12 protein-coding genes are annotated in these 18803 nt (G+C 72.9%); 6 read left to right on the top strand and 6 right to left on the bottom strand.

Annotated elements, in window-relative coordinates; genetic code table 11:
* Positions 1 to 4482 (bottom strand): type I polyketide synthase (locus tag C1A33_RS05155; RefSeq protein WP_133150565.1); only part of this gene is annotated, 4482 nt, incomplete at its 3' end.
* Positions 4472 to 5854: a cytochrome P450 gene (locus C1A33_RS05150; protein ID WP_101830373.1), complete on the bottom strand. Its 1383-nt coding sequence runs from the start codon at positions 5852 to 5854 to the stop codon at positions 4472 to 4474. The genes C1A33_RS05155 and C1A33_RS05150, both read right to left, overlap by 11 nt.
* A gap of 704 nt (positions 5855 to 6558) precedes the next feature.
* On the opposite strand from C1A33_RS05150, the gene C1A33_RS05145 reads away from it, so the two are divergent.
* The 5 genes from C1A33_RS05145 to C1A33_RS05125 all read left to right on the top strand — a co-directional run bounded on the left by C1A33_RS05145 (position 6559) and on the right by C1A33_RS05125 (position 13494).
* Positions 6559 to 8214 carry an ABC transporter substrate-binding protein gene (locus C1A33_RS05145; protein WP_101830372.1) on the top strand — a complete coding sequence of 552 codons (1656 nt, stop codon included), beginning with the start codon at positions 6559 to 6561 and terminating at the stop codon, positions 8212 to 8214.
* Positions 8215 to 8216: 2 nt separating this feature from the next.
* Positions 8217 to 9158 carry an ABC transporter permease gene (locus C1A33_RS05140; protein ID WP_341477189.1) on the top strand — a complete coding sequence of 314 codons (942 nt, stop codon included), beginning with the start codon at positions 8217 to 8219 and terminating at the stop codon, positions 9156 to 9158.
* On the top strand, positions 9155 to 10027 hold the full coding sequence (locus tag C1A33_RS05135; RefSeq protein WP_101830371.1) for an ABC transporter permease: 873 nt from the start codon (positions 9155 to 9157) through the stop codon (positions 10025 to 10027). The genes C1A33_RS05140 and C1A33_RS05135 overlap by 4 nt, the downstream gene beginning before the upstream one ends.
* A complete protein-coding gene (locus C1A33_RS05130) occupies positions 10024 to 12018 on the top strand; it encodes a dipeptide ABC transporter ATP-binding protein (RefSeq protein WP_101830370.1) in 1995 nt (664 codons plus the stop codon). The genes C1A33_RS05135 and C1A33_RS05130 overlap by 4 nt, the downstream gene beginning before the upstream one ends.
* A gap of 261 nt (positions 12019 to 12279) precedes the next feature.
* Positions 12280 to 13494 (top strand): glycosyltransferase, encoded by a 1215-nt coding sequence (locus C1A33_RS05125; protein WP_101830369.1) that lies wholly within the window; start codon positions 12280 to 12282, stop codon positions 13492 to 13494.
* A gap of 87 nt (positions 13495 to 13581) precedes the next feature.
* On the opposite strand, the gene C1A33_RS05120 is transcribed toward C1A33_RS05125, so the two are convergent.
* From C1A33_RS05120 to C1A33_RS05105, 4 genes are all read right to left on the bottom strand, one after another.
* The gene (locus C1A33_RS05120) at positions 13582 to 14961 is read right to left on the bottom strand and encodes a cytochrome P450 (protein ID WP_101830374.1); all 1380 of its coding nucleotides are present in this window, start codon (positions 14959 to 14961) and stop codon (positions 13582 to 13584) included.
* Between the two features lie 78 nt (positions 14962 to 15039).
* Positions 15040 to 15930 (bottom strand): glutathione S-transferase C-terminal domain-containing protein, encoded by an 891-nt coding sequence (locus C1A33_RS05115; protein WP_243407208.1) that lies wholly within the window; start codon positions 15928 to 15930, stop codon positions 15040 to 15042.
* Between the two features lie 89 nt (positions 15931 to 16019).
* Positions 16020 to 16808: a TauD/TfdA dioxygenase family protein gene (locus C1A33_RS05110; protein ID WP_101830367.1), complete on the bottom strand. Its 789-nt coding sequence runs from the start codon at positions 16806 to 16808 to the stop codon at positions 16020 to 16022.
* Between the two features lie 247 nt (positions 16809 to 17055).
* On the bottom strand, positions 17056 to 18045 hold the full coding sequence (locus C1A33_RS05105) for a siderophore-interacting protein (protein WP_101830366.1): 990 nt from the start codon (positions 18043 to 18045) through the stop codon (positions 17056 to 17058).
* Positions 18046 to 18224: 179 nt separating this feature from the next.
* Here C1A33_RS05105 and C1A33_RS05100 point away from each other — a divergent pair, with 179 nt between their 5' ends.
* Positions 18225 to 18800: an IS607 family transposase gene (locus C1A33_RS05100; RefSeq protein ID WP_101830365.1), complete on the top strand. Its 576-nt coding sequence runs from the start codon at positions 18225 to 18227 to the stop codon at positions 18798 to 18800.
* Positions 18801 to 18803: the final 3 nt, after the last annotated feature.

The following is an 18803-nucleotide window of genomic DNA, read 5'->3' as shown; positions in this document are numbered from 1 at the left end:
TTCCCAGTCGATGTGGGGGGTGGGGTGCTCGGCGTGCAGGGTGGCGGGGAGGGTGTTGTGGTGGAGAGCTTGGATGATTTTGATGATGCCGGCGACGCCGGCGGCGGCCTGGGTGTGGCCGATGTTGGATTTGAGACTGCCGAGCCAGAGGGGCTGGTTTTCTGGCCGGTGGTGGCCGTAGGTGGCGGTGAGGGCGTGCGCTTCGATGGGGTCGCCGAGGGGTGTGCCGGTGCCGTGGGCTTCGATGACGTCGATGTCGGTGGGGGAGAGCTGGGCGTTGGCGAGGGCCTGGCGGATGACGCGTTCCTGCGAAGGGCCGTTGGGGGCGGTGAGGCCGTTGCTGGCGCCGTCCTGGTTGATGGCGGTGCCGCGGATGACGGCGTGGATCGGATGGTTGTTGGCGATGGCGTCGGTGAGGCGTTCGAGGAGGAGGACGCCGATGCCTTCGGACCAGCCGGTGCCGTTGGCGTCGGCGGAGAACGAACGGCAGCGGCCGTCGGGGGACAGGCCCCGTTGACGGCTGAACTCGATGAACATGCCGGGGCTGGCCATGGTGGTGGCGCCGCTGGCGAGGGCGAGGGTGCTTTCGCCGGAGCGCAGGGACTGGACGGCGAGGTGGATGGCCACGAGGGAGGAGGAGCAGGCGGTGTCGATGGTGACCGCGGGCCCCTCGAACCCGAACACGTACGACACCCGACCTGACGCCACACTGCCCGCGCTACCGGTCAGCAGGTAACCCCCGGCCTGCCCGGCGCCGGCGCCTTCATGGAGGCGCGGCCCGTAGTCCGTGGACATCACCCCGCTGAAGACGCCGGTGGATGTTCCGCGCAGAGTGTCCGGATCGATGCCGGCGTTCTCCAGGGCCTCCCAGCTGGTCTCGAGCAGAAGCCGCTGCTGCGGGTCCATCGCGAGTGCCTCGCGTGGGCTGATCTCGAAGAACTCGGCGTCGAAACCACCGACGTCGCTGAGGAATCCACCGGCGCGGCTGTAGGAGGTACCCGGATGGTCCGGGTCGGGGTCGAACAGGCTGTCCAGATCCCAGCCCCGGTCGGTCGGAAAGTCACCGATCGCCTCGCCGCCGGCCTCGACCAGCCGCCACAGATCCTCCGGCGAGGCGATACCTCCCGGGAAACGGCACGCGATCCCCACCACCGCGATCGGTTCGTCGGCGGACGGTCCGTGGCCCACGGCCTGCCGGGAATCGTCGGTGGCGTCCGTCAGGCCGGCCAGCAGATGCTCGACGAGCCTGCCGGGGGTCGGGTGGTCGAACAGCAGCCCCGCCGGCAGCCGCAGACCTGTCGCGGCGACCAGGCGGTTGCGAAGCTCCGTCGACAGGTGCGAATCCAGACCGAGATCACGGAACGTCCTGGTCAGGTCGGCGACCTGGTCGTCGCCCAGAACTGCGGCCACCTCGGCGAGGACCAGGGTCGCGAGGCGCGTGCGCCGATCACGCTCGGGCACACCCGCGAGTTCGGCCCGCAGGCCGCTCTCGTCGGCGATCCGCCGCTCGGCTTCGTCTGCGGACGGCACTGCGCCGGCGCTTGCCTCGGCGTCCGCGCTGCTGGCGAGGTCCGCATCGTCCGCGAGAAGCGGGCCGTGCGAGAAGCCCGTGCTGCTCGTGCTGCTCGTGCTGCTCGCGCGGCCGGCGGCGCGGTCGTCGTCGGGTGGGGTCGGGGACGGGGCGAGCCAGTGGCGCCGGCGCTGGAACGCGTAGGTGGGCAGGTCGGTGCGGTGGACGGAACGGCCCGCGTAGGCGGGGCGCCAGTCCACCTCAAGCCCGCAGGCGAACGCGTCGGCGGCGGCGACGTGGAACCGTCCCAGGTCGCCCTCGCCGCGTCGCAGCGTCGCGAGCGCGATGCCATCGACGTCCGCGTCGTCGAGGGTCTCCTGGGTGCCGATGGTCAGCACGGGATGCGTGCTGGACTCGAGGAAGATGCGGTGCCCGTCCACGGCGAGGGCGCGAACCGCCTCCTCGTACCGCACGGTCTGGCGCAGGTTCGTGTACCAGTACTCGGCGCCGAGCACACTGGTGTCGGTGAGGGCGCCGCCGGTGACCGTCGAGTAGAAGGGCACCTCGGCCGGGTGGGCCACGATGTCAGCGAGGGCGGCGAGCAGCCGTTCGCGGACCGGCTCGACGTAGGGGGAGTGCGACGGATAGCCGACCGGGACGACCCGCGCGAAGATCCCGGCATCCTCGGCGTCCGCGACGAACTCCCGCAGGGCCGCCGACGCCCCCGACACCACCGTCGACCGCGGTCCGTTGACGGCGGCCAGATGCAGCTGGCCGTCCCACCGGCCCAGCCGGGCGGCCACGGCCGAGGCGGACAGCCCGACGGTCGCCATCCCGCCCACCCCGGTGAGGGCGACGAGCGCCTGGCTGCGCAACGCGACGGCCTTCGCCGCGTCGCGCAGGGACAGGACACCGGCGATGTGCGCGGCGGCGATCTCTCCCTGCGAGTGGCCGACGACCGCCGCCGGTGCCACGCCGTACGCGGCCCACAGCCGGGCGAGGCAGACCATGGCGGCCCACAGCAGCGGTTGCACCACGTCGCTGCGGGAGAGCAGCGCCTCGTCGAGGATCGCGTCGTCCGGTGACCAGTCGACGAACGGGGCGAGCGCGGCGGCGCAGTCGTTCCAGTGCCGCCGGAAGACGTCGGACGCCGGCAGCAGGTCGCGGACCATGCCCACCCACTGCGACCCCTGGCCGGGAAACACCAGGACCGGCCGGTCCGCCGCGTCCAGGGGCCCGCGGGTGATGGAACCGGGGGTGGGCCGCCCGTCGGCGAGCGTGGCGAGGTCCTGGAGAAGGTTCGTGCGGTCGGCGGCGAGGATCGCCGTGCGGTGCTCGAACGTCCGCCGGGTGGTGGCCAGGGAGTAGGCGACGTCGGCCAGGTCGGCGTCCGGACGGGCCAGCAGATGGTCCCGCAGGCGCGCGGCCTGCTCGCGCAGCGCCCGCGGCCCACGGCCGGAGATCGGGAAGACCAGCGGCGCGGGGTCGTCCGACGTGAGGACGCCGGCCTGATCCGCCGCGCCGGGATGAGGATCGGCGGGAACCCGCACCGGCGCGGACACCGCCTCGGACCCGGGCACCGCCTCGGGCCCGGGCACCGTCGCCGGCGCCAGCGCCGGCGGCGGCACCGGCCAGGACGCGGGTGCGGGTGCGGGAGCCGCGGAGAGGACCAGATGGCAGTTGGTGCCGCCCATGCCGAAGGAGCTGACCCCGGCGATCAACGGGCCGTCGGTGGGCTCCAGTGCTCGCGTCGCCTCGTTGACCCGCAGGTTCAGCTCGTCCAACGGGATGCGTGGGTTCGGCGTCTGGAAGTGGAGGCTCGCCGGCAGAACGCCCGCGGCGACGCTCAGCACCGCCTTGAGGAGCCCGGCGATGCCGGCGGCGCCCTCCAGATGGCCGATGTTCGTCTTCACCGAGCCGACGAGCAGGGGGGACTCGGCGGGACGGCCACGTCCGAGCACGGCGCCCAGCGCGGCGGCCTCGACCGGATCGCCGACCGGGGTTCCGGTGCCGTGCAGTTCCACGAACCGCACCCGCGCCGGCGCGACCCCGGCGCGCGCGTAGGCGGCGGTCAGCACGTCCTGCTGGGCGCCCTGGCGGGGAACCGTCAGACCCTCGCCGCCGGCGTCGTTGTTGACCGCGCCACCGCGGATGACCGCGTGGATCCGGTCGCCGTCGGCGAGGGCGCGACGCAGCGACTTCAGGGCGACCATGCCCCCGCCCTCGCCCCGCACGTACCCGTTGGCCCGGGCGTCGAAGGTGTGGCAGCGCCCGTCGGGCGACAGCGCGCCGAAACGCTCGGCGCTGAGGAAACCCGCGGCCTCGAGGGTGAGGCTCACCCCGCCGGCGAGGGCGAGCGCGCTCTGCCCGGAGCGGATGCTCTCGCAGGCCAGGTGGACGGCGACCAGGGAGGACGACTGGCCGGAGTCCACCACGAGGCTCGGGCCGGACAGCCCCAGGACGTACGAGACGCGGTTGGCCAGCAGGCTGCGGCTCTGGCCGGTCAGGGTGTGCGGGGTCAGCGCGGCCGGGCCCTGCGCGTGGGCGAGTCTCGCGTAGTCGTCGGCGATGGCGCCGACGAACACCCCGACCGGTCCGGTGTCCTTCTCGGGCCGCGGGGCGCGGGCGTCTTCGAGGACCTCCCAGGCCAGCTCGAGCGCGAGCCGCTGCTGCGGGTCGACCGACCGTGCCTCGCGCGCGGAGACGCCGAAGAAGTCCGCGTCGAAGAGGTCCACGTGCGGCAGGAACCCGCCCCGAAACGGCGTCCCCGCCGTCATCCGCGCCGGGAGGAGACCGTCGGGCTCCGCACGCGAGCGCGGGACCTCGCTCACCGCGTCGACGCCGTCGACCAGCAGCCGCCAGAACGCCTGCGGGGATGCGGCACCCGGCAGGCGGCAGGACAGCCCGATCACGGCCACGGGCTCCCCGGAAGGCTCCGCGGGCGTCTCGCTCAGGTGGGGTTCAGTGCTCATCGCCGTCCCGTTCCTTTCGACCGTGTCCGTCCGTCGCCGCGGGGCGCGAGCGGCCCGCCGCGGGAACCAGCTCCAGGGGGAGATCGACGACCACCGCGTGCTTGTTGCTGGGGGTCCAGGCCACCGGGCCGGTGAGCCGGAGCTCCTCGACCCGGTCGAGCAGCTCCTCGAGCAGGACGCGCAGCTCCAGGCGGGCGAGGTCATCGGCCAGACACGCGTGCGGGCCGGCGCCGAAGCTCAGGTGGGGGTTGGGGTTGCGGCGGATGTCGAACCGGCCGGCGTCGGGGAACACGTCCTCGTCCCGGTTCGCCGACGCCCACCACAGGGTGACCTTCTGCCCGGCCCGGATTCGCACCCCGCGTACGTCGACGTCGGTCCGGGCGGTCCGCCGGTTGTAGGGGTTCGGCGGGGCCCAGCGCAGGATCTCCTCGATCGCGGTGGGCAGCAGTGACCGGTCCGCCCGTAGCGCCCGCCACTGGTCGGGGTGCTCGGCGAGCGCCAGGACGCCGCTCGCGGCCGTGTTGCGCGGCTGCTCGACGCCGGTCAGGAACAGCAGGTTGAGATTGGCGACGCGATCGTGGTCGGACAGCGGCGGCTCCTCGGCGTGCTCGGCGAGCTCGGCGGTGGCGAGCACCGAGGCCACCCCGGCCACGGGCTGGGCGCGCCGCGCCGCGAGCAGTCCGCCGCAGTACTCGGCGATGCCGAGGCCGATCGCCCGCGACTCGTCGTCGACGGCGCCGGTGCGGCGGTTGACCAGTCCGGCGACCGCGTCGGTCCAGCCGGTCAGGGTGGGCCAGTCGGTGCGCGGAGCGCCGAGCAGCAGCGCCACCGCGTCGGTCGCGTACGGCCCGGCGACGTCCGCCGCGAAGTTGCCCGAGCCGCGCTCGAGGGCCGCCCGCACCCGCCGCGCGGCCAGCCGGCGCAGCTCGGGTTCCAGCGCGGCGGCGGCGTACCGGTCGAACGAGGGCTCCAGCAGGTCCCGAACGAGCGCGTGGCGAGGGTCGTCGGTCATCCCGATCAGGACGCCGGCGTGCACACCGACCGGCAGGTCGTCGAGATGGGTACCGCCGCCGGAGCGGCCACCGCCGCCCTGGGAGGAGAAGACGGGATCGGCCGCGGCGGCGGCGATGTCGGCGTGGCGGGTCAGCACCCAGAACCCCTCGCCGTCCACGGAGATCCCCGGCGGGTGGAACAGGATCGGCGCCTGCGCCCGCAGCCGGGCGAGGACGTCGTAGGGGATGCCGTCGGCGAAACCCGCGGAGTCCGTCAGGTCGACGCCGCCGAGCACGGGCGGCAGCCCGGGTGGGGCATCGACGGCGGCCGCCGTGACGGTCTCGCCGCCTGGGCGGGAGACAGGTTCGGTCGTGCTCATGTGGCGAGCCCCTTCGGCTGGGGAGCGGAAGCCGGACCGGCCCCGGCACGGGACTGGTCGTGCCCGGGGGCACCTCCGGCGGTGACGGCGTCCGGCGTTCTCCGACCGTGGGACCGGGGGGCGGACAGCCGGGCAGCGGCCTTCGTCGACCGGTGCCCCGAGGTGCGAAGGAAAGCAGTCTCGGTGCTTTCCTTTCCGCACTGCCAGACGGATCTGACGCTAGGCGGGGGCAACCCCTATCGCCAACCCCAGCACGCCTCTGGGGCACCCCTGTCTGCCCGAATATCTCGGGTTATGGTGGCAGCGCTGTTTCAGATCAGCAATATTTCCCGGGTTGCCGATGGAAACTGTGATCTGCATCATAAGTGAGCCGGTTCCCCTGATGTGGAGCTCGCCGTTACGATCGGCGCCATGTTCGCCGGAAGAGTATTTCCCGCCCCGGTCCACCGCACCGAGCTGGTCGTCGGGCCCTGTGCGGGGTGTACTCGCTGACCGCCTCCCGTTAATCGGCGCGGTCCATTCTCCCGCCGGAATTCCGTACCGGCGGGTTCTCGGAAGCCCCGGTCCTCCGGCTCTCGCGGGCAGGGGTTGCGCCTGACCCTGCGCGCCGCTGTCCCCTGATTTTCTGTCGTCTGCACGACTTCGCCTCGCGGTTTACCGGACGGCTCTCCGCCTCTGCTCCCGCGGCCCTTTGGAGTGGCTGTATGCGCTTTACCCGAACCCGGCATCGACTCCTGCTGCTCGTCGTCGTCGCCCTGACGGCGTTCGCCGCGTGTGGCTCCTCCGGCGGCGGCTCGACCGCGGGCCAGGCCTCCGGCCGCCCCGTCAGCGGCGGCTCGCTGACCTTCGCCACCGACACCGAGCCGATCAACTTCGACATCCACGTGAGCCCGCAGGACGTCACGGCGCTCATCCAGCGCAACGTGTTCGACTCGCTCGTCTACCAGGACTCCAAGGGCGCGTTCCACCCCTGGCTGGCCGAGTCCTGGGAGACCGCGCCGGACCTGAGGAGCTACACCTTCCACCTGCGCACGGGAGTGCGGTTCAGCGACGGGACCGCGTTCGACGCCGAGGCGGTGAAGCTGAACTTCGAGCACGTCGTGGCCAAGACGACCAAGTCCCAGTTCGCGGCGAGCCTGCTGGGCCCCTACACGGGCACCGAGGTGATCGACCCGACCACGGTGAAGGTCAGCTTCTCCCAGCCGTTCGCGCCGTTCCTGCAGGCGGCCAGCACCGCCTACCTGGGCTTCTACTCGCCCAAGGCGCTCGCCGAGAACGCCGGCAAGCTCAGCGCCGGCGGGCCGGTGGACGTCGGGACCGGTCCCTTCCTGTTCAGCAGCTACACCAAGGGCCAGAGCGTCGTGCTCACCCGCAACCCGGCCTACGCCTGGGCGCCGAAGGGCGCCGGGCACTCCGGCCCGGCCTACCTCGACCGGCTGACCATCCGGTTCCTGCGGGAGAACTCGGTGCGGGTCGGCGCGCTCAACAGCGGGCAGATCGACGTCGCCGGCTCGCTGCCGCCGGCGAACGTGAAGGCCGTCGAGGCGAACCGATCCCTGCAGGTGCTGCGCCGGGACGCGTCCGGCGGCAACTACAACATCTACCCCAACACCACCCGCGGGCCGCTGACCGACGAGCGGGTCCGCAAGGCGCTGCAGCAGGGCATCAACATCGACCAGAACGTGCGGACCGTGTACTTCGGCCAGTACAAGCGGGCCTGGAGCCCCGTCGGCGCGCTCACGCCGTCCTACAACCCGGCGCTGGTCGGCACCTGGCCCTATGACGCGGCGAAGGCCAACCGGCTGCTCGACGAGGCGGGCTGGACCGGCCGGGACGCCGGCGGCTACCGGACGAAGGACGGCAAGCGGCTCAGCCTGCGCTGGCCGATCGTTCCCTCGCTGGTGCGCGAGCAGCGCGACATCCTGGGCCAGGCCATCCAGGAGGACCTTCACAAGATCGGTGTCGAGATCGTGCGGCCGAGCCTGGACGCCGGTACCTACATCGACGCGATCTACTCCGGCGACTACGACCTGCTCGACCTGAGCTGGGCCCGCTTCGAGCCGGACGTGCTGCGCCTGGCCTTCCACTCGAAGAGCACCGCCGCCAACGGCGGCCAGAACGCGTCCTACTTCAACGACCCGGACGTCGACCGGTGGACCGTGACCGGCGAGGGGACGTTCGACACGTCGGTTCGCAATGACGTCTACGCGAAGACCCAGCAGCGGGTGATCGAGCGCGCGGCGGTCATTCCGGTGTACACCCCGAGCTACATCGTCGGTGCGGCCTCGTATGTGCGGGACCTGACCTTCGACACCAACGCCTGGCCCCGGTTCTACGACGTCTGGCGGGACAAGAAGTGATCGTGCGCCTGCTGTCGGGCGTGGCGAAGCGGCTTCTCGCCGCGGTGGTGGTGATGGTCGGCGCGGCGACGCTCGCCTTCGGCGCGCTGCACCTGATTCCCGGGGACCAGGTGTCGATCCTGCTCGGCCCGAACTCGGCGGCCTCTCCGGAGGTACGCGCGCAGATCAGGTCCGACTACGGTTTCGACCGGCCCCTGGTGGTGCAGTACGCGCAGTACCTCTCGAATGTGGTGCGAGGCCGGCTGGGCGAGTCCTATCAGCAGAATCAGCCGGTCTCGGCGCTCATCGGTGGTCAGGTGTGGCCGACGCTGCAGCTGGCCGCGGCCGCGCTGGGTCTCGCCCTCGTCATCGCGGCGGTGTCCGCGGTGGCGACGGCAGGCCGGCGGCCCGCGTGGCGTTCCCTCGCCTCGGCGTGGGAACTGGTGGCCGTCTCCACGCCGGCGTTCTGGACCGGGCTGCTGCTGCTCACCGCCTTCTCCTTCCAGCTCCACGTCTTCCCGGTAGCAGGCGCACAGGACCTGCGCTCGCTGGTGTTGCCCGCCTTGGCGCTGGCGCTGTCGCTGGCCGGAGTACTCGGCCAGGTGCTGCGGGAGGGACTGGAGACGGCGCTGCGCCAGCCGTTCGCGACCACCGCGCGCGCCCGGGGGCTCAGCCAGCTCGCGGTGACCACCCGGCACGCGTTCCGGCACGCGGCGGTGCCGTTGCTGACCCTGGCCGGCTGGCTGACCGGCACGCTGGTCGGCGGGGTCGTCGCGGTCGAGACGGTGTTCGGCCGGCCCGGGATCGGCGCGCTGATCCTGCTCGCGGTGAGCACCAAGGACATGCCCGTGGTGATGGGGATCGTGCTGCTGTGCGGGCTGATCTTCGTCGTGACCTCGCTGCTGGTCGACCTGCTCGCCGTGGTGGTCGATCCCCGGCTGCGCGCCGAGGCGGTGGCGGTGTGAGGACCGTCGACGCCTCGCCGCGGGTCCTGGCGGTGCGGGCCGCCGGGGCCCGCCGCCGCCTCGCCGACGTGCCGGTCCCAGTGCTGGTGGCGGCGGTGGTGCTCGCCGTGGCGGTCGTGGTGGTGCTCGCGCCCGGGCTGGTCGCCGGTTCGCCGACGCGGACCGACCCGGTCCAGGCGCTGCGGGGACCGAGCTGGAAGCACCTGTTCGGCACCGACCAGCTCGGCCGCGACACGTTCAGCCGGGTCGCCTACGGGGCCCGGCCGTCCCTGCTGCTCGGCTGCGGTGCGACCGCCGTCTCGGTCGCCGGCGGCGTGCTGCTCGGTCTCGCCGCCGGGTTCAGCGGCCGCGTCGGCGACCAGGTCCTGATGCGGGTGACCGACATGGTGCTCGCCCTGCCGCCGCTGCTCGTCGCGCTGGTGGTGATCGCGGTCCTCGGCTCGGGCACGGTCAACGTCCTCGTCGCGATCGGGGTCGCGTTCGTCCCGCCGTACGCCCGGATGGTCCGCGCGGAGGTGATGCTCGTGCGCCGCTCGGGCTACGTCGAGGCGGCGGTGGGACTGGGACTTCGGCGCCGGGTGCTGGTGGTCCGGCACGTCCTGCCGAACGCGCTCGGCCCGCTGCTGGTGCTCGCGACGGTCGGCTTCGGCACCTCGCTGATCTACGCCTCGTCGCTGAGCTTCCTCGGACTGGGGACGAGACCGCCCGCGCCGGAATGGGGAGCCATGCTCTCGGAGAGCCGCGACTTCCTCTCGAGTGCCTGGTGGATCGGCCTGTTCCCGGGCCTGGCCGTCACCACCGCCGTCGTCGCCATCAACGTCGTCGGCCGGCATCTGCAGGCCACCTTCACCGGGAGGACACGGCGATGACCACCACCGAGGACGACGGCCGGCGGACCCGACCCGCCCCGCGCCCGCATCCTGATGCGGGCGCCGACCAGGACCAGCGGCTCGTCGTCGACGGCCTGGAGGTGTCCTTCGGGCAGCGGGGCCGGCAGGTGCACGCCGTGCGCGGCGTGTCGTTCACGATCGACCCCGGTCGGACGCTGGCACTCGTCGGCGAGTCCGGCTCGGGCAAGAGCGTCACCGCCAGGACGATCATCGGCCTGGCCGGCGACCGGGCGAACGTCACCGCCCGGGACCTGTCCTTCGGCGGTCAGGACCTGACGGCGCTGAGCCCGGCCCAGTGGCGCGCGGTGCGCGGCGGGCGCATCGCGCTGATCCTGCAGGACGCGCTGGTCTCGCTGGACCCCCTGCGCACCGTCCGTGCCGAGATCGCGGAGACCCTGCGCACGCATAGGACGGTCCCCCGCGCCCAGATCGACGAGCGGGTGCACTCGCTGCTGGCCGAGGTCGGTATCCCCGACCCGCACCGGCGGGCCCGCCAGCGTCCGCACGAGCTCTCCGGCGGTCTGCGCCAGCGCGCGCTGATCGCGTCCGCGATCGCCGCCGGACCACGGCTGCTCATCGCCGACGAGCCGACGACCGCGCTGGACGTCACCGTCCAGGTCCAGGTCCTGGACCTGCTGGGACGGCTGACGGACGCCGGCTCGTCCCTCCTGCTGATCAGCCACGATCTCGCCGTGGTCGCCCGCCTCGCCGACGAGATCGCCGTCATGTACGCCGGGCTCATCGTCGAGCGGGGAACGCCCGGCCAGGTTCTCGACGAGCCGCACCACCCCTACACCCGGGCACTGATCGACGCGGTCCCGTCGCTGCACGCCCGCGGCACGCGGCTGTCCACCACCGCGGCGACCGGCTCGGACCTCGACCTGGCCGGCCCTGGATGTCCGTACGCCGCCCGCTGCCGGCTGGCCGACGACCGGTGCCGCACGTTGCGGCCAGCCCTGGCCGAGGCGGGCCCCGGGCATCAGGTGGCGTGCTGGCATCCGGTGAGCGCCGACGCGCCGCTCGTCCTGCTCCCGCCCGCGCCCCGCCGTCCCGCCGGCAGCGATGTCATCGCCGCTGGCGAAGCGGCCGCCATCAGTGAAGCGGTCGCCGTCAGCGGTACGGTCCGTGGCGACTCGCCGCGCGCCCTCGCGGGTCCCGGGCCGGCGGAACCCGCGCGCGCGGGCCGGGACGAGAGCGACGTCCTCCTGCGCGTCGACGGGCTGGGCAAGCGTTTCCGCGCGCCGGACGGGACCTGGCATGAGGCGGCGCGGGACGTCACGTTCGCGCTGCCCGCCGGCCGGACCCTGGGCCTGGTCGGCGAGTCCGGATCGGGGAAGACGACGACGGCCAGGATGGTGCTCGGCGCCCTGGAGCCGGACGAGGGCACCGTCTGGTTCGCGGGCCAGCGGTGGAACGGCCAGGGCGTCGCCGAGAAGAGCCGCCGCCCGCACCGCCGCCGCGTGCAGGCCGTCTACCAGGATCCGCTCGGGTCGTTCGACCCGCGGTTCACGGTGGAGCGGCTCGTCGCGGAGGCCGTCGCCGTCGCCGGCGTGCCGCGTGGCCCTGCGCGGCGGGCCCGGGTGGTCGACCTGCTCGACACCGTGGGCCTCAGCGCGCGCCTGCTCGACCGGCGCCCGCTGGAGCTGTCCGGCGGCCAGCGGCAGCGGGTCGCCCTCGCGCGGGCCATCGCCCCCGAGCCGGATCTGCTCGTCTGCGACGAACCCGTCTCGGCGTTGGACGTGTCCATCCAGGCCCAGATCCTCGACCTGCTCGCCGATCTGCAGGCCGGGTTCGGCCTCGCGGTGCTGTTCATCTCGCACGATCTCGGAGTGATTCGGCACGTCAGTGACCGTGTCCTGGTGATGAAGGACGGGCGGACCGTCGAGGCGGGGGAGGCCGAGCAGGTCCTCACCGCCCCCGCCCACGACTACACCCGCACGCTGCTGGCGTCCGCGGGGATACGCCCGTGAGCGTTGGATGCCGGTGCGGTCACGCGGATCCTCGCGCGCCCTGACCAGGATCGCCCGCGGCGCCCCGCTCCCCATGCCGCCGCGGCGTCGGGCAGAAGACAGCCAGGCTGACGGCGGGCGCGCTGAATCCCCTGTTCGGTGAACCATCATCGGCGGTGTGGTCGGTCGGTCTGACCGGCGCATGCCCGCCCGACGGCGGGGTCGCTGACCGTTCCAGCGCTGCGCGCTGGCGGTCGTCCGTCGCTCGCCGGGGAGCTGTCGATGCGGATCCTGTTCACCGCCTGCCCGTTGTTCGGTCACGTCAACACCCTGCTGCCACTCGCACTGGCCGCCCAGCGCGCCGGACATGAGGTCGCCGTCGCCACCGGCGCCGACCTGGGGGCGCGGGTGGCGCGCCGCGGCCTGGCCACCTGGCCCGTCGGGCCCACCGGCGCCGAAGCGGGAACGCCCAGCTCGCCGGCCTACTTCTGGCACACCGCCCACCAGCGCGCCGCCGACCTGCTCCCCCTCGTCGACACCTGGGGGCCCGACCTCGTCGTCTCCGAGGAGCTCGAGTTCGCCGGGGCCGTCGTCGCGGCCCGCGGCGGCCTGCGCCACGTCGTCCACGGGCTGGGTATCGCCGCGGCCGGCGACTGGTCGATGTTCGCCGCCAGCGTCGACGAGCTCGGGCGGCAGTGGGAGGTGTCCGGGCTCGCGCAGATGCGCCGCGCCGCGCCGTACCTGTCGATCTGCCCGCCCAGCCTGGCGCCGCAGGATCCCCCGGAGGGCGGGGTGCGGCGGCTGCGCCCCGGGCTCGGCGAGCCCGCCGCGGGGGAGGGGTTGCCCGCGTCGCTCGACGCGCTGCCGCATGAGCGAACCGTGCACCTCACCCTGGGCACGGTGTTCCACCAGCTCCGGCCAGGCCTGCTGGACGCGGCCGTCGCCGGTCTGCGTGACCTGCCGGCCAACCTGGTCGTCACGGTCGGACCCGGCGTGGACCCCGAACACCTCGGGCCGCAGCCGCCGCATGTCCTGGTCGAGCGGTACCTGCCGCACGCGCTGCTGCTGCCGCGCTGCGACGTCGTCGTCTCGCAGGGCGGCGCCGGGATCCTGCTCGGCGCGCTGGCCCACGGCCTGCCGCAGTTGGTCCTGCCCCAGGCCGCCGACCAGTTCGCGAACGCCGCAGCGGTGGGTGGGGTCGGCGCCGCCCTCGTGCTGGAAGGTTCCGCGGCCACCCCGTCCGCGATCTGCGAAGCGGTGAACGCGCTGCTCACGAACCCTCGCTACGTCATCGCGGCCCGCGCCCTCGCTGCCGAGATCGACGCGATGCCAGGCCCCGATGACGCACTCGCCTCGATCGAGTCAGGGGTCGCTACTCACCAGGTCGCGCGCGACATCGGCTCCGCGCCACACCCTACGTGTGATCGACGAGCCGGCATGGTCCGGCGGGATGGACTCGCCCGCGGAAAGGTCGTCGTCGAGGTGGCTCCGTCGTGACCGGCTTCCGCACATCCCGGCACGGCCGGCCTTCGGAGGTCCGTCGGCCGGCACGGCCGGCCATCGGAGGTCCGTCGCGCCCGCTGATCACGGGCCGGCCGGCGGCTCCGGTGACGTTCGCTTCGGCGTTTCGGCCGGTTCCAGACGAACGGGCAGACCGTCGCGGGGAACGGGCAGCGGGAACCGGTCGAGGGAGAGGCGGTAGCCGTCGGGCAGGCTCCAGCGGCGGCGCAGGAGCAGCTGGTGCAGGACGGCCTTGATCTGCTGGCCGGCGAAATGCAGGCCGATGCAGGTATGCGGGCCACCGCCGAACGGCTGCCAGGCGTAGGGATGGATCTTGTCCTCGCGGCGGTGGGCGGCGAACCGCTCGGGGTCGAATCGCTCCGGGTCCGGCCAGTACTCCCGCATCTGATGGGTGAAACCGGGGATGGCGGCGACGAGAGAATCGGCGGGAACGCGCACGCCGAGCACGTCGACGTCACGCGCCGCCTTGCGCACGAGAATCGGCACGGGGGTGATGAGCCGCAGCGATTCCCGCATGACCTGATCCAACGCGGTCAGTCGTCCGAGGTCCCCGTAGCCGAGCATGTCCGCGCCGAGTGCACGCGACTCCCGCCGGCAGGCGTCCTGCCACGCCGGATACCGGGCCAGGAAGTACATCATGCTGGTCATCGTGCCCGTCGACGTGTCATGCGCCGCGGCCATCATGAGGATCATGTGGTTGACGACGTCCTCGTCGTCGAGCGCGTTGCCGTCCTCGTCGCGCGCGTGGCACAGGCGGCTGAACAGGTCGGGACCGTCCGCCGCCCGCCGCACCGGCACCAGCGGCCGCAGGAACTCCTCCAACCGCCGCCGGGCCGCGAGTCCCCGCGACCAGCGCAACCCCGGGACCGGCACCCGCACCACCGACGCCGCCGCGCGCAGGCAGTCGTACAGCGCCCCGTTGAAACGATCGGCCGCCGGCCCGATCTGTTCCCCCATGAAGATCTCGATGGCGATCTGAAGGGTCAGCCTCTTCATGGCGGGATAGACCCGGAACGCCGGATCCGGCTGCCAGCCGGCGAGACCGCGGGCGATGGCCGGATTCATGGTGGTCAGGTAGCCGCGCAGGCGCTCCGGTGTGAAGGCCGCGGCGACGATGCGGCGATGATGGCGGTGCTCGTCGAAATCGAGCATCGTCAGCCCGCGGCGGAAGAAGGGACCGGCGAGCAGCTCCTGGCCCGGACCATTGGCGAAGGCCGAGTCCTGGTTGCGCAGGGCCACGCCGGTGGCGTCCGGGCCGAGCAGGGTCACCACCCGAAGGCCGAACGTGCGCTCCCAGGACACCGGCCCGTACCGGTCATAACGCCGCCGCCAGTGCGGCGCCGGGTCGCGCAGATAGCGCAGCGTGTACCCGAGCAGGGGCGGCCCGCCGCTGCCCGGAATGGCCTCTGCCCGCACGCCGACGACGGTAGCAGCGGTGGGCATCACCAGGAGTGAAATCCGCCGGCGGGTGACCCGCGGACGTGCTCGCCCTCGCCCTCGCCCTCGCCCTCGTCCCCCGGGCTACGCGGCCGGCGGGGTGTTCCAGCCGGGAAGCAGGGCGGCCGCGTCGGCGAAGGTGCGGACGTCGGTCGTCGCCTGGAATGCGGGCAGTTGGTAGAGGCGGCGGGCGTAGGCCCACAGGTTCGGGTAGTCGGACAGCGGCGGAAGACGGTCCAGGTCGTGTGCGCGGCCGCGGTAGCGGACCAGAGAGACCCACAGGCGCAGGTCCGCCTCGGTGAGCTGGCCGCCGACCAGGTGGTGGGCGTCGGCGAGGCGGGTGTCGAGCCGGGCGAACGCGTCGAGCAGCGCCGCGCGGGCCGCGTCGTCACGGGTGGCCCGGTGGGCGCCGCGGTTGATCGCCGGGCCGATCCAGGCGTCGAGCTCGGCGATCTCGACGCGCAGGTGCTCGGGATAGGTGTCGGCGCCGGTCGACCAGGCACCGAACTGGGTGGCGATGTCGATGCCGAGGGTGACGAAGTCGTTGCTCACGACCCGGCGGGTCTCGCGGTCCCACAGCGTCGGCACCGACACGTGGCCGTCGAATCCGGGCTCGGTGGCCTCGTAGGCGTCGCGCAGCAGGAGGAAGCCGTTCACCGGGTCCGGGCCGTTGGTCTCGCGGAACGCCCAGCCGCGGGCGTCCCGGCTGTTGTCGACGTAGGACACGCTGATCACGTCGTCCAGCCCGTGCAGCGCGAGCTGCAGGGTGACCCGCTGAGCCCAGGGGCAGAACCAGCCGGAGTACAGGTGGTACCGCCCCGGCTCGGCCCGGTAGCCGCTCGATCCGTCCGCGGTGAGCCGCCCGGCGAACCGGTACAGCGGCCGCGGGTCCGCGGGGTCCTGCCTGATCGTGTACTCGCCGTACGTGGCGACGTCGGTGGGGCTGGCATAGAGGGTGCTCGCCGTCCGGGACACAGCCGTTGTCCTCCTTGGTCGTGCACCCATGGCCGTCTCGCCGCGGGTGCACGAATGCGAATGTCTCAGTGCCTGTCCTGAACTCAGGGTCAGCCGCCGATGACCTTGCGGTAGACGCGCGGTCCGTCGTAGTCGTTCACCGCGTAGTGCCAGGCGGCCTGGTTGTCCCAGATCACGAAGTCGCCCGGCGCCCAGCCGAAGCTCACCGTGTGATTGGGCGAGGAGGCGTGCGCCAGCAGGAACGGCAGCAGGGCCTCGCCCTCGGCCTTGCCGACGCCGGTCAGGCGCAGCGCGCTGGAACTGAGCAACAGGCCCTTGCGACCGGTGTGCCGGTGGGTGCGCACGACCGGATGCTCGACGGTCTCGGTCACCGGCGGCCGGTCGTAGGTCCCGTCTCCCGGGTAGGCGCTGTAGACGGCGCTGACCGATTCCAGCAGCGTCCTGAAGGGCTCGGACAGGCTGTCGTAGGCGGCCTGCAGGTCGGCCCACAGGGTGTGGCCACCCACCTGGGGAACCACCTGGTAGGTCAGGGATTCAAGGGCGAACGGCGGGGTGCGCCACGTGCCGCCGACGTGCCATGCCGAGGCCGCGCCGGCCTTCTCCAGGTCGAAGGTGTAGACGAGGCGGTTGTCCGCGTGGCGGTGCAGCCACCGCGGATGGTCGAACGGCTCGTCGAAAATCCGGACGGCGCGCACGTGCGCGTCCGGGGAAAGATGCTGGCCGCGGAACACCAGAACCTTGTGCTTCCAGAAGTCCGCGCGCAGGGCTTCCCTCGTGGCGTCGTCGACCTCGGTCGTGAGGTCGACGCCGACGATCTCGGCGCCGAGGACCGGACTGGCCGGACGGATCTCGTAGGACGCGGTACGGACGGCGGTCATGGCGGCTCCTCCGGGCCGGGCGGCTACTCCATCCGAGAAAGGATAACTCCACAATACCGGTCGGCAAGGTTGACACGGATATGTCGCGAGGGCGTGTGGTCGCCGTCAGAATCGGGAAACAGGCTGGACGTGGATCGGCAGTAAACCGCCCTGTTCGGAATGCTGGGGGATGCCAGGTTCACGGCTGGGTGGCTGTGGCGGAGGTGTGGGTTTTCATCCGGCGACGGCAGGGGCGGAAGGCCCCTCCTCAGCCAAGGCCCAGGTCCTCCAGGACGGCCGGATCGGTGATGTCCCGGCCCGCGGCGACCGCCTCGGTGTAGCGGCGGGTGGTGTCGGCGTCCATCTCGTCGAAGCTGGCGCCGCGCTTCCAGTAGGCGGCCGCGCGTAGCTGCGGACGGCGGACCCCGAGCTCGCCGAGCACCACCCGGCGGATCTGCCGGACCTCGCTCGCCTCCGCGCCGATCCAGGCCGTCGCCGCGTTTCCCGGCCGGGGCAGCGCGCGCACCGCGTCGACCAGACCGCCGGCGGGCACCCAGCGCACGTCGTCTCCTGGCCGGGCGGGCAGGAGCGGGCGGTCACCGGCGGCTGCGCCACTGATCACCGCGATGGCAGGTCGTGCGGACGGCAGGGCGGCCAGGATCGCCGCGACGGCGGGCAGCCCGCTGAGATCGGCGGCGAGGATCAACGGCCCGGTCTCGCCGTCAGTGCCGCCCCCGCTGCGGCCCGCACCCGCCGCGCGCTGGCCCTCGCTGGCTCCGACACCCGCGTCCCCGACACCCGCGTCCCCGACATCCGCGTCCCCTACACCCGCGTCCCCGTTTAGGTGCGCCGTCCCGTCTCCATCCGCGCCGGGGACGAACTCGACGCGCATGCCGATGATCCGCACGGACTCGCCGCCGCCGAGGCCGTCCAGCCAGCGCCCGGCGAGGCCGCCGTCGTGGACGTGGACGTCGAAGGTCAGCCGGTTCGCCGCCGGGTCGAAGGTGCGCACGGTGAACGCCCTCGACGTTTCCGCACCGCCGGACCCGTCTCCTGGCAGCCCCGCCGGCGCCGGGAACAGCCGGAACGCGTCGGCCGGCATCGGGTCGGTGTAGGCGGCCAGTCCGTCGCCGACCGCTGTCACCCGGCGAAAGGACGGCGAGACCGTGGCCACCGACTCGATCTGGATCATGGTCTGGATCGTGCGGGTGGAGCGGTCGGCGCTGACGGTGCGAATCGCCTCTCGCAGGGTTGCCATCGATCAACCTCCCGAACGGCATGGTTAGGTAAGGAAAACCTAATGCATGACGGGTGGTCGGTGAACCGGGAACGCGGACCCGCCGGCCGTGCCCCCCGGCGGGCGCTTACGTGGAGAGGGTTGAATTCTGCTGCCGACTGGCCGCCGGTTAGCGCCAGTGAGCGCTGTATAATGGTGGGGTGAATCTCAAGGAGTGGGCTGCGGCGAACGGGGTCGGGTACTCGACCGCCCGTCAGTGGTTCCTTGAGGGCAGGCTGCCCGTCCCCGCGCGGCGGGTCGGTGGGCTGATCCTGGTCGACGAGCCGGTCCGGTCGGTGGTGGTGGAGACGGTCGCGGTGTACGCCCGGGTCTCGTCCGCTGACCAGCGATCAGATCTTGACCGGCAGGTCGCGCGGGTCACCGCGTGGGCCGCGGGGCAGGGCCTGCCTGTCAGTCGGGTTGTGACCGAGGTCGGCTCGGCGCTGGACGGCCACCGCCGGAAGTTCCTCGCGCTGCTACGCGACCCGGCCGTGACCGCGATCGTCGTCGAGCACCGGGACCGCTTCGCCCGGTTCGGCGCCGAATACGTCGAGGCCGTGCTGTCCGCGCAGGGACGCCGGCTGCTGGTCGTCGACCCGGCTGAAGTCGACGACGACCTGGTCCGCGACATCACCGAGATCCTCACGTCGATGTGCGCCCGGCTGTACGGCGGCCGCGCCGCCGTGAACCGGGCCGCCCGAGCGGTCGCCGCCGCGACCGAGGACGGCCCGGTGTGAAGA

The sequence above is a fragment of the Frankia canadensis genome (assembly GCF_900197875.1).
Lineage (GTDB): Bacteria > Actinomycetota > Actinomycetes > Frankiales > Frankiaceae > Frankia > Frankia canadensis.
This window is presented reverse-complemented; position numbering and strand designations above follow the sequence as displayed.

Coding starts and splice junctions, on each gene's coding strand:
- C1A33_RS05120 (WP_101830374.1), bottom strand. CDS start 14,961: ATGCCCACCGCTGCTACCGTCGTCGGCGTGCGGGCAGAGGCCATTCCG.
- C1A33_RS05105 (WP_101830366.1), bottom strand. CDS start 18,045: ATGGCAACCCTGCGAGAGGCGATTCGCACCGTCAGCGCCGACCGCTCC.
- C1A33_RS05150 (WP_101830373.1), bottom strand. CDS start 5,854: ATGAGCACGACCGAACCTGTCTCCCGCCCAGGCGGCGAGACCGTCACG.
- C1A33_RS05125 (WP_101830369.1), top strand. CDS start 12,280: ATGCGGATCCTGTTCACCGCCTGCCCGTTGTTCGGTCACGTCAACACC.
- C1A33_RS05110 (WP_101830367.1), bottom strand. CDS start 16,808: ATGACCGCCGTCCGTACCGCGTCCTACGAGATCCGTCCGGCCAGTCCG.
- C1A33_RS05145 (WP_101830372.1), top strand. CDS start 6,559: ATGCGCTTTACCCGAACCCGGCATCGACTCCTGCTGCTCGTCGTCGTC.
- C1A33_RS05130 (WP_101830370.1), top strand. CDS start 10,024: ATGACCACCACCGAGGACGACGGCCGGCGGACCCGACCCGCCCCGCGC.